Annotated in this window: 9 protein-coding genes; all 9 read right to left on the bottom strand. The window is 42.7% G+C overall.

The genetic code is table 11. The features are described from left to right. Positions 1–296: 296 nt before the first annotated feature. Positions 297–2,360, bottom strand: a complete 2,064-nt coding sequence (locus tag VF500_RS04275) for an alpha-galactosidase (RefSeq protein WP_330858489.1) — start codon at positions 2,358–2,360, stop codon at positions 297–299. 212 nt (positions 2,361–2,572) lie between these two features. Beyond that, the gene (locus VF500_RS04280; RefSeq protein WP_330858490.1) at positions 2,573–3,385 is read right to left on the bottom strand and encodes a hypothetical protein; all 813 of its coding nucleotides are present in this window, start codon (positions 3,383–3,385) and stop codon (positions 2,573–2,575) included. 3 nt (positions 3,386–3,388) lie between these two features. Continuing rightward, positions 3,389–4,816, bottom strand: a complete 1,428-nt coding sequence (locus VF500_RS04285) for an alpha-L-fucosidase (protein WP_330858491.1) — start codon at positions 4,814–4,816, stop codon at positions 3,389–3,391. A 645-nt stretch (positions 4,817–5,461) separates the two neighbouring features. Next, positions 5,462–5,623 carry a hypothetical protein gene (locus VF500_RS04290; RefSeq protein WP_330858492.1) on the bottom strand — a complete coding sequence of 54 codons (162 nt, stop codon included), beginning with the start codon at positions 5,621–5,623 and terminating at the stop codon, positions 5,462–5,464. Between the two features lie 324 nt (positions 5,624–5,947). After that, positions 5,948–6,205, bottom strand: a complete 258-nt coding sequence (locus tag VF500_RS04295) for a hypothetical protein (RefSeq protein ID WP_330858493.1) — start codon at positions 6,203–6,205, stop codon at positions 5,948–5,950. A gap of 79 nt (positions 6,206–6,284) precedes the next feature. Continuing rightward, positions 6,285–8,474 (bottom strand): IPT/TIG domain-containing protein, encoded by a 2,190-nt coding sequence (locus VF500_RS04300; protein ID WP_330858494.1) that lies wholly within the window; start codon positions 8,472–8,474, stop codon positions 6,285–6,287. A gap of 24 nt (positions 8,475–8,498) precedes the next feature. Beyond that, positions 8,499–11,744, bottom strand: a complete 3,246-nt coding sequence (locus VF500_RS04305) for a TonB-dependent receptor (RefSeq protein ID WP_330858495.1) — start codon at positions 11,742–11,744, stop codon at positions 8,499–8,501. 28 nt (positions 11,745–11,772) lie between these two features. Further along, the gene (locus VF500_RS04310; protein WP_330858496.1) at positions 11,773–12,759 is read right to left on the bottom strand and encodes a fasciclin domain-containing protein; all 987 of its coding nucleotides are present in this window, start codon (positions 12,757–12,759) and stop codon (positions 11,773–11,775) included. Between the two features lie 33 nt (positions 12,760–12,792). Then, on the bottom strand, positions 12,793–13,837 hold a 1,045-nt coding region (locus tag VF500_RS04315), incomplete at its 5' end, for a fasciclin domain-containing protein (RefSeq protein ID WP_330858497.1).

A 13,837-nucleotide genomic window follows, 5' to 3' on the forward strand; every position in this document is an offset into this window, starting at 1 on the left:
AGGCCGATTTATTGTTTTTAGGCATCTAACCTATCGCAAAAAAACGACGCCCAAATGTTATTTATCTTATTAATACCCTTATCAATGTCAAACTGTAACAACCATATTGTAAAAGCTACGATTATGCATTGTCGGGCTATAATTGGTAAAACTAAAGTAGAGATAAAATTTAATAGTAAAATGATAATTTACTACAAAGTACGCAAAAGTTTGCGCTACTGTTATTATGGGTGTTGCATTAACGTGTACGTACCCTTTTTAACCAACAGGCAACAGCTTAGTGTTGCGAAACATCTCTAATTCCAGGCATTTATTTCAATTATCATGCTGCTTAAGGGTATTAATTTCCCTGGAGTTAAATTAAGCCCCATGGTCATCAGGTAGTCCCCGCTAAATGTATCGCCGTTTTCTGCAAGGCTTGATTTGGAGCCCGGCATCAGGTTTATCTCTTCTACCCGGTATAATTTGTGGCTGTCCAACCCTTGCAAACGCACCCGGTTAAACACTTCTTTATAACGTGTGTTCAGGTTATAATTGAACAGTACGGCTTTTGATTTTTCATCATTTACATACATAGCCACCATTCGGTTCTCTTCATATGGCGAAATAATGCGGTACAAATCGCCAAACCAAATGATGCCGCTCAGGCGATTATAGTTTTTAATTGCCTGTTTGCTAAACTCCAGTTCGTCATCTGTCATTTTACTAACCTTAATGTCATAGCCCAGCTTATCCATCATGGCAAGATCTGTTTTAAATTTCATGGATTGTTTGCCCCATGAAGTAACATGGCTTGATATGGTTAATGACGGAAAAAAGTTACTATATCCCCATTGTATATAAACTCGTTCTAATGGGTCCGTATCGTCGCTGGGCCAAAACTCCGTGAAGTATTTTAAAGCCCCATAATCTGTACGCCCGCCGCCGCCGGCACATAACATAATTGGTAAATGCGGGTATTTTTGGCGCAAACGATCAAGGATTTTATACAAGCTTAAAGTATAATCAACGTATAATGCAGATTGCTTGTCTTTTAAATATGGAGACCATGCATTGGTCATGTTGCGATTGCAATCCCATTTAATATAAGCCAAAGCGGGATTTTCAGTAAGCATATCATCTACAATATGATACACATAATCTGCCACTTTAGGATTGGTAAGATCGAGTACCAATTGATTACGCTGATAATTTTCGTCGCGGTTTGGCAATTTCAGTATCCAGTCTGGATGCTGTTCATATAGCTCACTCTTAGGGTTGACCATTTCAGGCTCAAGCCAGATACCAAACTTCAGGCCCTTGGCTTCGGCCTGTTTTACCAGGTAAGCAATGCCGTTTGGCAATTTTGATTTATTTTCCTGCCAATCTCCCAGGCCGGCTTTGTCATTATTGCGGGGATATTTATTTCCGAACCATCCGTCATCCAGCAAAAACAGATCTGTGCCCAGTTTTTTTGCATCATCAAATAAATTAATGAGTTCCTTTTCATCGAAATTAACATGTGTGGCCTCCCAATTATTGAGCAAGGTAAGGCGCGGTTTATTGCCATCAAGCACACCGTAATTGCGGGCCCACCTGTGCAAATTGCGGCTGGCCTGCCCTTTTCCGCTAACCGAATAAGTAAAAATAAAGGCCGGGGTGGTAAAAGTTTCGCCGTTCTTTAGCACATATGCCGATGCATAAGAGTTAATACCCGGTATAATCCTTAAGGCGTTGCGCTCATCAATTTCGAAATGAAACTTAAAGTTGCCTGTCCATGCCAGTGTTCCGGCTATTAGTTCGCCGGTGGTTTCATCAGCCGGTTTATTTAATGCCAGGAAAAATACCGGGGTTTGGTACATATCTGTCCTTGTACCTAATTTACTGTCGATCTCCTTCACTCCGCTGGTGAGTTTGCTTTCCTGCATTTTCATTTCAGATGCCCAATCGCCATGGAATTGGGTGAGCCAATAATCCTTAGCTTCCAGGTGAAGCATGCACGAGGCATAATCCTCAAGGGTTACCGTTCCTTCTTCATTGTTTTTAATTTCAGTCCATGTCTTTATAATATCTTCTTTGTTGAAGCACTGGTAATGCAATATCACCTGTACAGGATATTTGGGATCCTGTAATTGGATGGTTGTTTCGCTGACGTTATTGTCAAGACTTTTTGTAGTATGGCTAACATACCTCAACTCAAGCGAAGGATTATGATCACTATGGATTAAACGGATAGCGGGCTGCAGCAAATCTTCCATTCCCCCTGTAATATAGGCTTCATGTTTCCCTGTGGGGATCAGCGCGGTTTCTTCGTTATTTAAAAACCGTTTACCAAGGTATGATTGATAGATCCTGTTATTTGCGCCTATTGTAAGCACCATGCTTACATTATTTGTATTTATCAATATTGCCTTACCAGTTTGCGCGTTTACAATTGCCGAACGACAAAAAAGAATTAAAAAAACAATCCGTATAAAATTATTCATACTATAGGTTTTACTTTAATCCTGGTGTCAACTCTTTGATAATTCAAAAAGCCATACATACATGAGCTTAAAGTGTTTTAAAAAACTATGTGTTAATAAACTGTCAGTTATTGTTCCCCGATAGAGATGTCGGCAAACATTACATCTTCGTCCCTAATGTAAGCCGGACTTTTCAAGCTCCGGTACACGCCCCATTTCGGCCTGCAAAATGAAGTACCTTTTCGCCACAGGTCAATATTGGTATTGACATAACTAAGCAGTACCTTATTATCTGCAAGCCGTTTGATCTCAACATTATAAGTTCCAATGCTATCATAATGAAGCGTCTCTGTCACTTCAACCCAGTTGCCTTTAAAATAGACCAGGTTAACGCTGGCTAAAACCCCTTGCGAAGTTCGTTTTGCCGAACCTGTATGAATTATTTCAAACTTATCCGGCTCACCAAACCGGGGTGTAAAAGTTATAATGGGAGCTCCGGCATCTCCATCACCCGCTTTTATCTGGTGGATATGGGTAAACGTTGGCTGTGCTTTAAAGCCGCTATCTATTTTAAATTTCCATTTATAAACAACCGTTTCACCCCGCTCTCCCTTTAATTTAGCTGCAGATGGGCCATAAGTTTTGATCTCTACCCGCTCCCTGTCGTAATTCCGACAGCGGTCATTATCTTCTTTAGCATGGCTGTAAAAAACAAAAACATATTCACCTAACTGCTTATCAAAGGCTTCTGTAATATGTTTAACATGATGGGCACAATCAGGAACTTCACAGGCATCGCCGCCCAATACACGAGATATTTGCTGATATGCATCGTCACTTCCGTCTGCTTTTAAAACAAACTGCGCTTTAAGCAGGTTGCTCGTAAATAGCAATCCGATAATCAAAGATTTTTTAAAAAACATAGTTAATCCTTGTTTCATTTGTTAATCAAGAGCACCTGTTTTCATTGTACCGGTTGGGTTAGCAGCCTGCCTGCTTATCTCCCCTTTTACCTCTACCTTTATTACGGTAGCAATGCTATCAGTGGCTTTATCAGGGGTATTTATAATGAGGCCTTCACTTGATAGTGCAGCTTTTAATGCCGTATTTCCGGCCAGCATTTTAGCGCTTAAAACTTCATTTTTCAGGCCGGGAATAACCAGCTTTCCGTCCGAAGGCCAGTTGAATACGGAGAAATACAGGGTGGTATTTTTACCGTTTGGCTTAAGGGTACATCTGCCCCAGCTTAAGGGTTGAAGTGGACTTGCCTTGGTAGCGTATATCGCTTCGCTGTTTACCTTCATCCATTCACCCATCTTTTTCAAAGTGGTTATACTTTCCTGCGGGAATTCGCCTTCGGCATTGGGGCCAACATTTAACAGGTAATTCCCTCCTTTTGATGCAATATCAATGAGGTTGTGGATTAACGTTTCAGGAGTTTTCCATTTATGATCATAGCTTTTATACCCCCAGGTACCATTCATAGTCATACAGGTTTCCCAATCTTTTCCATCAAGCTCACTCAGGTTGGGTATTTTTTGCTCTGGTGTTTTGTAATCACCCGCAAAGTTTGGGCGCTTAAGCCGGTCGTTAGTGATAATGTTGGGCTTCAATTTTAACAGGTCATGCAATTTTTGAGCAAACTCATCAGTCATGTTAGTCGGTGTATCCCACCAAATTACGGCGATATCACCATAATTGGTTAACAGCTCTTTTACCTGCGGAACAGCAACCCGATCAATATAATCAGCCATTGTTGCCGAAGTTTGAGCAGGATCCCAATGGCCACTATGTTCAAGGGTATAAGCATCAATTTTGGCTGAGTCGGGGTTCGGCCAACCCTCGCTGCTTACTTTGCGCGCTGCCGCACCACCCGGGTTGTTCCAGTCCTGGGCCTGTGAATAATAAAATCCGAGCTTGATACCGTATTTTTTGCATGCTGCAGCCAATGGCTTCAAAACATCTTTACCATAAGGTGTGGCATCGACAATGTTCCACTTGCTTGCATTTGATTTGAACATGGCAAAGCCGTCATGATGCTTGGCGGTTATCACAATATATTTCATACCAGCCTGTTTAGCCAGTTTTACCCAAGCATCAGGATCATACTTTACAGGGTTAAATTTTTTGGCAAACTCCTGGTATTCGGCTACCGGAATCTTGCCCCTGTTCATGATCCATTCACCACCGTGCCCTATCTCGTATCCTTTATACATACCGGCCAGTCCGGCATAATCGCCCCAATGTATAAACATGCCGAAACGAGCCTCCCGCCACCATTTCATACGTTCATCGCGGGATAGCTCTTTTTGAGCAAAAACATTATGCGCAACAAAAATGAATAGCCAACAAGCTATAAAAAGTTTTTTCATAAGGATTTAATTTTAGCGGGTATAATCGTAGTGGTTTATAATAATGTTTGTATTAAAGCGATATGTATAAATAAGTATACTATACTGCTTTACAATATAATACAAGTACCATGAGGTTTGGTACCAGAACACTACATAATAATTTCAGGTTAATCGCATAATAGCATTTGTATTATGGTTCCCCTCCGCTCAAAGCCGCCGCTTACATCATTAGCAGGATTAGAGCTTCAATTGATATCTCCACCGCTCCACTATCGAACACTGTAACTAATTAAACACCAATAGGTTAATTAACTATTTGCGGTGTTCGTTTTTTTAATCACATAGTGCTTAAAATCCAATAATTAAGTATTCGACAACCCCGCCGCCTATCTATGGGTTAATTTCCAAACGATCAATTCTTTTAAAGAATAAACAATTGATTATCAACAAGTAAAGCAAAGTCAAAACAATTCGGGTGCTCGACAACACATTTTATGATTAACCCCACTTATCGAACACCTTAAAAAACTGATAACCAACCCATAAAACCAATGCAAATTGGCTAAAAAGACGTCTTTTTTTAATATTTAGCATTCAAAAATAACAGCTAAAATACCTATCCATTTGATTCAATTGAACCTTGGCACTTTATTGATATTTAATTCAGTTGTCCCGATATAACTCTTTCAATGATGCATTAACAATAATGTCAGCAATCAGCTTCAGTAGCTCATCTTCTTTAATCCTTTCTTGTTCGTTATAAGCCTCTGCAATTCTAATAAACTCGGTTGGTACTTTTCTACGTTTAGCTTTTCTCTTTTTCATATCAAACTTATAATCAGATTTCAAGTAAATTACTTTAAAGTAAAAACCTCTACCTGACCCCCGTATCAAGCACCATTGTCAATAATTCTGAATAGATTAACAGAGCTTCTTACTGAAACTATCAGACAATTATCGAAGCAGAAAGCATAAGCCCCCTACGCAGCAACAAAGCAGCATAAATACTATTATCAAAACCCCTAAAAAAAACAAACGTCGGTTATGATAGGGTCTACTATCTTTTATATAATCATCCATTATAATCTGCCAGTAATTGTAAGGTATATCGAAATTACTCATTGCTGCTTCGTAACATCATTTTTATTACTATATAGTAACTATTTCTTCATCTACTCGCTTTCTTGACTTGATAAACTGCCCGGCAAGTATAGCGATCTCCTCGTTTGTAATAACTGTAGGTTCCTGTAATTGACCATTCAATAAACTCATCGGAACCGTGATCACTCCCCGGGTTGTTTTTATGATCATTTGTTCACCAAGCCTAACATAAGATTTAAGCGTACCGACTCCCCTATTAAACTCCTGCAACCTGATAATAAGTTCTTCTATTACGAATGATGGCATATTTACTGTTATTAAATGGATGATAAAAAAACCGGAATGGAATAAGCCACCCCGGTTTGTAACTGTTGTTATTTTGCTTTTATTTCAGGAAAATCTTCCTCACGGCATTATTGCTCATATCTATAAAATAGATATTGCCCTGCCTATCTACAGTGATATCCCCTAACGAGCCTGATTTGGCCTCGTTAAATGCACCATCAACATTGGTACCTGCCGCAAATTGTAATACGGTAGTAACCTCCCTTGTAGCGATATTTATTTTACGGATCGCCTTATTAATGTAATCAGATACATAAATAGTACCGGCACGATCAGATACCAGTCCGTTTATAGCACTGAACGCGGCCGCCGTCCCTATGCCATCAGCAAAGCCGTAATTTGAGCCAACCCATCTGTTTAAAGAATTATTGGTAAGCAGGTTATAACTATCAAGATAATTACCCTCGTTACTCACCTTGTATAAATGACCATTATAAGGAGCAGGGCGGGAATCATCCTGCGAAGCGATAATACTCACAGCCGAGCGGGTGCCCTCTTTATCTATTCGCCATGCGCCGTTAAAACTTCCCATCACATAAAGGATCCCGGTTTCATCAAACGCCAATTTATTGATGGTTCCTAAATTACTTACGAAAGTGCTTACCATGCCCTGCGGCGTTATTTTACGAACTTTTGTACCGTCACTAACATACAGGTTGTCGTTTTCGTCGATGTCCATGCCGGGATTGGTACTTAAGTTAAACAAGGCTTTATCGCCCAGGCCATCTACATAGCCTCTTTCTCCGGCCGGGCTGCCTGCAAATAAAGTAACTGTACCATTTGGCGCTATTTTCTTGATGCGGCTTTGCTCCACCTCTATCACAAAAACGTTGCCTTTGCTATCCACAGCCAGGCTACCTGAGCGGTATGTTGCCAGGGTTAATGAAGTGTTACCAGGACCACCGGCAATTGTTATTACACCGGCACGCTTAAAGTCGGCCGGAGCGAGTGCTTCAATACCATCGGTTACCACTTTTACAGGGCCTGTTGATAAACCTTGCGGTGCAATTACCTCCAGGCTGGAGGCTGTAGCGCTTACCACAGTAGCGGCTACACCATTAAAGGTTACCTTGTTCATACTTGCGGTAGTATTGAAACCTAAACCGCTGATGATAACATGCGTACCTGCCAAGCCATTTTCCGGACTTAAAGAGGTAATACCTACCGATTGATCTTTAAAATCAGGCCCTTGCACTGTTTGGTCGTTTACACTTAAAACCACTTTGCCGTTACCTGTACCACCGGGAATAGTCAAGGTTAGTTTTGTGGCCGTGGCTGCCGTAACCGGGATTGTTATGCCATTGATGGTTACCTTATTTTCATCCAATATGGTACTGAACGTTGTTCCGGCTATGGTCATCACTGTTTTTGCCGGCCCGCTTAGTGGCGTAACCGTTTGAATAACCGGCGGCGGCACCATGGTAAACACCGGACCAACAATTTTTTGCCCGCTAATAGTTACTGATAGCGGTCCTGTTTGTACCCCATCCGGAGCAACTACTATAATATGATCAACATCGGCTTCTTTCACTACTGCTTGCTTACCATTAAAATCGATGGAGTTACCTGCAATAGTATTTTCAAAGCCACTGCCGTTAATACGCACAATTGTACCCTTACCACCGGTAAGCGGTTTTATGGTATTGATGACCTGGTATTTGAAGCTTTGCCCGGTAACATTTTTACCATTAACAGTAACCTTTACCTGGCCTGTGCCTACGTTAGCAGGTACTTCAACCACCAAAAGTGTATCCGAAGCACTTACTATCTGCGTGGTTTTCCCGTTAATGGTAACTACAGCAGGCCCGGTGGCGCTACTGAAACCCGAACCAGATACACGTACATGGGCACCGGCAGTACCATTGGTAGGGCTTATTTTACGGATGCTCAAATCCTGGTAAGTGTACTTGCCAACGGTTAGCGATGCGTTATCCAGCTTTAAGGCTATATCACCGGTGCTGCCACCTTTAGGTGCCCTTACAACCATTTCGGTAGCTGTAATGCTTACCACATCCGCGGTTGTACCCGCAAAGGTAGCTGATATGCTGCCGCTAAAGCCACTGCCTGCTACTGTAACCAAAGTACCTTCACCACCGCTGTTAGGGTAATATTCTGTGACTTTGGGCTGGGGCTTTACGCCTTTATCCTTATCTTTTTTACAGGCACTCAGCAGCGCTACCATCATAAGGCAACACACCATGCTGTAAAACCTGATACTATAGTTTTTCATGTTTTTGATTTTTAAATTCCTGGGTTAGAAAGTATATCGTGCGCCCAATTGCATTAGCGTTCTTGAACCGTAGTAGTCAATACTGTAAGGTTTACCCGGCGTGCTGAACTGGTATAGCGGATAGCCGCCCGCGTTTTGCTGCGGAGGGAATAAAACCGGGGTTAGGCCCACACTGGCGGTAGAGTTAAATGTATTTGGCGAAAAGTACTGAACACCCCAGCTTTTATTGATCAGATTGGTGAGGTTCATTACATCGGCCGTGATGGTGAAAAACTGCTTGTTATCAGCGTTCAAGTAGATATCATGGGCGATATGCAGATCGGCCTGGACATTCCATGGTGTGCGGCCTTTGTTACGCTCGGTAAAATTGCCCCTCCTGCTGTTCAGGTAGCTGTCTTTATCAATATAAGCGTTAAACGCTGTAGCCTGCTGCACCGCCGTGCCAGCTGTTGGGCTATCCTGGAAAAAGCGGATGGCTTCATCCCTTGTTGGGATATAAACTAAACTAACCTGCTGCGGTAAACCCTGAACACTATTATTAACTACACCGTAGCTAAACGGACTGCCCGATTGTGCGCTAAAAAACAAGGAAACATTGGTACGCCCAGCCTTAACCCAGTTTTTATTGTAGCCGATATTGGCAACTATCCTATGCCTGATATCAAAGTTACTGTTAGCTAAAGTTGGGTTATTTGGAACCAGCGACTGGTTTAATTGCCAGTTTGATTCCATGGAGTTACGCACCCCGTTTGAAAGATCTTTAGACTGACCGAAGGTATATGATACCGAAGCCTGCAACTGGTTGGCGATGGTTTTACTGACCGTCGCGCTTAAGCTATAGCGATAACCTTTATTGGTATTGCTCAGCAAATAAGTATTTGAAAAACGCTGATCGACAGTGCCGCTGTAAATAGGTTGCTGACGATTTTTATCGTAGGGATAATATGTTGGGTTATCCAGTACGTTCAACTGCTGAAACAGTACATCCTTAATGTTTTTGGTGTAGATAACCTCAACGGTAAACTTCCACTGGTCGGCAGTAATGTAATCGCCGGCTATGCTGGTACGCAATACCTGTGGCATCACAAAATTATTATCAACCAAATCAACCTGGGTTTTGCCGCTGTTTGGGTTATTGATCACCGCGCCATTGGCCTGGATAAAATCGGCAATACCATTAGGGCCACCTTTTAACGGGTTGCTGCCTGTTACAAAAGGTTTTTGATCGGCCTTTTGATCAAATGCGCCATAGCTGTTACCAGTGTTGTAATAGGCATAAGCCAGCCAGGCCATAGGGATGCGGCCGGTAAACAAGCCAGCACCACCACGCAAAATCAAGCTTTGATCGCCAAACCAATCATAACGAAAACCGATACGGGGCGATACCTGTACCTTGTTTAAAAAGTTATTGGTGATTTTTTTAAGCGGGGTATAGGTGTAGGTGGTACCAAAGTTGGGGTCATCCAGCGCGGTACGGGTTTTATCGCTTAAAAACGGCATTTCAGGCAAATAGGTCATATCGGCACGTAAACCGGGAATTACCTTAAATTTATCAGATACTGTGATTTCGTCCTGAACATAGGCACTGTACATGTTCACATCAAACTTGGCTCCCGGATTATTAAGGATATAATCGCGATTGTTATTGGTGTAATTGTATGCGCCGCGTACCCGGTAAGGATTATTGTTCAGGTAATCGTCAATGCTGTTATAGTCAACACGGCCGTTCCAGGCGTTTACAAAGCCGTAGGTAATTTTATAAAACTCGTTATGGGTACCAAAGGTGAAGCGGTGGTTACCAACAGTCCAGTTTAAGTTGGCGGTAAGCTCGAGCGTGCGCTGCTTCATATCAAATATGCTGGCTTCGCGATCTGTACCTAAGTAAATGGTGGTACCCGGTGTGCGGCCCATAATTTGTACCTGCGGCAGGCTTGGATCACTTGATGGATCTCTCGAATCATTTACCATGGTGTACCCTACCAGTAAATTACCCGACAGCGTGTTGCTCAACCTGCTTTTAAGTTCGGCAACAGTTGAGCTTTGATTATTTTTTTGCAGATAAGCCATACTGCTGAACCTGAAATCCTGCTGATCACGATCCATAATGGTAGCTTTTGATAGGATGGTATTATTGCGTACCACCAGTTGGTTTTTATCATCGATATTCCAATCCAACCTGTTAAAAAATTTAACAGATCGTGCGTAAGTGTTAAAGTTACCGGCAGTCCCCGCGTTAAACGGCGTAGCATCGGCAATGGCTTTAGCATCGGCAACGCTTAAAATCTGACTGGTTTCGGCCTGGCCTGCCAATAACTGAGCAGGATCCTGCCTGCGGGCTTTCTCCTCGTTGGTAAAAAAGAATAACTTGTTTTTAATAATCGGGAAGCCCAGCCTGATACCTGTTTGGTAATCGTAAAAATCGCTATTCATTTTGCCCAGCGTGCCTACCCTATCGTTACCGGTTAGCGCGGCGTTACGGCCAAAACCATATACCGAACCGATTACAGTATTGGTACCGCTGCGGGTTACTGCATTTACCGAACCACCTGTAAAATTGCCTATCTTAACATCAAAGGGGGCCAGGTAAACCTGCATATCCTCAATAGCATCCAGCGATATGGGGTTGGTGCGGGTTGAACTTCCGGCCATACCCGAAGTACCCGATTGCCCACCCAATGAAGGACTAAAACCGATAGCGTCATTATTAATAGCACCATCAATAGTTACGTTGTTGTAACGAAAGTTGCTGCCGCCAAAACTATTATCCTTACTACCTTGCGGTACCAATCTGGTGATATCGGTAATGCTGCGCGATACAGTGGGCATATTGCGCACCTGCGCAGCGCTGATATTTTTACCCGAACCATAGGTACTGGCCTGCGCGCTTTTTTTGGTGGATTTAATTACAACTTCACCAAGCTGCTTTGATGCATCTGCCAGCGAAAAGTTAACCTCATAAGCAGCGCCGAGCCTGATGGTAATATCTTCCTTTTTCTGCGAAGCCATACTCACCATGGTTGCCTCAACACTGTAAGGGCCGCCTATGCGTAAGTTGTTAAGATAAAAGCGGCCATCCTTATTAGCGGCCGATGCGTAACGCGTGCCTGACGGCAAGTGCACTGCCGTAATGGTAGCGCCCGACAAAGCCAGTCCCGAAGCATCAGTTACCGAACCGCTTATGGCACCGCTTGTTTCCTGCGCGCTTACCACAAAGGGCGATAGCAGCAACAGGAGTAAAAAGATCCTTTTGAGTATTTTGTATATCGTCATCTCTGTAATGTCTTTTTTTGAGTTATACTTATTGGGTAATTTTAAGCGCACCGTTTATGGTGTGTAAAACCCCGTTCCCGGTTAATACATCCTGTTTAGTTGTCTGTACGGTTGATGTATTTCCGCTTCCCTTTAAGTTGATACTGTAAATTGTGCCTCCCTGTCCGGAAGTGGATGATATGGTTATCGCTACAGAATTTCCATCCTGCATGGTCTGCTCGGTTTTGTTAGATGCGCCGGCGCTTAAAACATAATCGTAAACAAACCGCCTGTCGTTCAGGATATGGTAGCGTAAAAAGGTTCTCAGGGTGTTAGGATCGGCCTGGTTTATGGCAGCCAAAGTTGGATAACCGTACGAAATCATGGCCGCATTACCGGGTGCGAAAATGGTGTAAGGGCCGCCGCTTTGTAACGGAGTGACCAGCCCCGCCCGCTGAAGCGCCTGGCAAAATAAGCTCAGGTTTTTATCGGATGCTATGGCATCGGTAATTTGCTCATAAGTATATGGTTCAAGCATCCGGTCAATCACCTGGATCAATCCGTTGCTTGCCTTTATATTTTGCGATAGCACCCTTGCGCCGTTTATGGTAAGTACGGTATCGGCACCGTTTATCCAATGGGTAACAAAAAGCTTCCCCCCGTTTGATGATTTCAACTCCTGGTTAAACAGAAAGGGCAATTTATTCAGTTCATACTCGCCATTAAGGATATGGTAATTCAATATCGATGAGATCCTTGCCGGGGCCTCGCTCAAAACCGCTTCAGAGCTTCCATATCCTCCCCGTGCAAAAGCATCATCTGATGGGGTGATCACCGTAAAAGACCCGTTACCTGACAGTTTTCCGCGTAAACTAACGGCTGTTAAACCGGTGTTAAAAACCGAAAGGTTAAAGTTATCGGCAATAATATCACTTAACTTATTACCGCCTTGGTTCGCTTTTTCCTGCTTATCTTTTTTGCAGCTGCCCATACTAAGGGCAAGCAAAAGCAATAGCATATATTTATAAGCTTTCATTAATTTTTTGTTTAGATGTGTGTGTTGCCTGGTTTAAAACTTAAAGTTTTTTGGCACCATAAAATGATCAACTACATGTATCGGCCCCATCAGCGTATTGATGTCCGATTCGGTGATTTTTGCTGCCGGATGGTTTGAGCCTTTTACATTCACGGTAATGGCCCCGTTTTGCTTACCAAAATCAAGCGGCATCGGATAAATTGGGTAAGTGCCGTACGTACCCGATGTTACTACTGTATAATTGTTCAGCACAGCGTTGGTTAAATCAGGAGAATAAAAATTGAGGGCATTGATATCTCCCCTGCCGGAGTTTACATCATAGTAAGAAAACATGGTACCCCAGCGATGATAGCCCACCAAAGTATCCGTTGCCAAACCACCTATTACCGAATAAGTATCCCAATCAACCGTAGGGAGCGGGTTGCGGTCGTTCAGCTTCATTACGTCCTCAACCGTTTGGAAACCCGCAGCATGAAAAACCGCATCAGGAATAGCAAATAATGATGAAAAGGTTACGTTATAATTGGCATAATAAGGCAAAAGCACTAATCCCTGCGTAAAATCATGAACAACGATACCAAAGGTCAACTCGTTGTATAAAGCATCGTTTTGTAAATTAAGCTCGATATACATTCCAAAACGGCCGTCATCCTGTAAAGCCTCCATCAACGTTTTGGTTGGTTTGTGCAAAACATGGTCTATCGGCCAAAGCAGACCGTCTTTCGCTTCGGTTGGTACTAACTTACCGCAGGCCTTGCCATTAATAAGCAGTGTTCCGTCATCAACTTTTATATACTGCAAATAAGAGTATATATCAAACGTGGTAGGTCCGTTTATACCGGCAGCAGGAAAAACTTTCAGATAAGGATTTTGCAACAGTGACAAGCCTTTAAAGCTATCCTTCCGGTTTTTGATATCATCTAAATTTAAGCTGGATGATATGGTATGGTACAACAGGATACTATCCAGCAAAGCAGGTGTAGTTTTATTGATCACGTCAAGCGTTAGGCCATCTGCAATAAAAGCGGCATCTGTAGGAACAAACAGTGTAAAAGGGGCTTTATTTCCCCTGGCTTTT

This window comes from Mucilaginibacter sp. (assembly GCF_036383575.1).
GTDB lineage: Bacteria > Bacteroidota > Bacteroidia > Sphingobacteriales > Sphingobacteriaceae > Mucilaginibacter.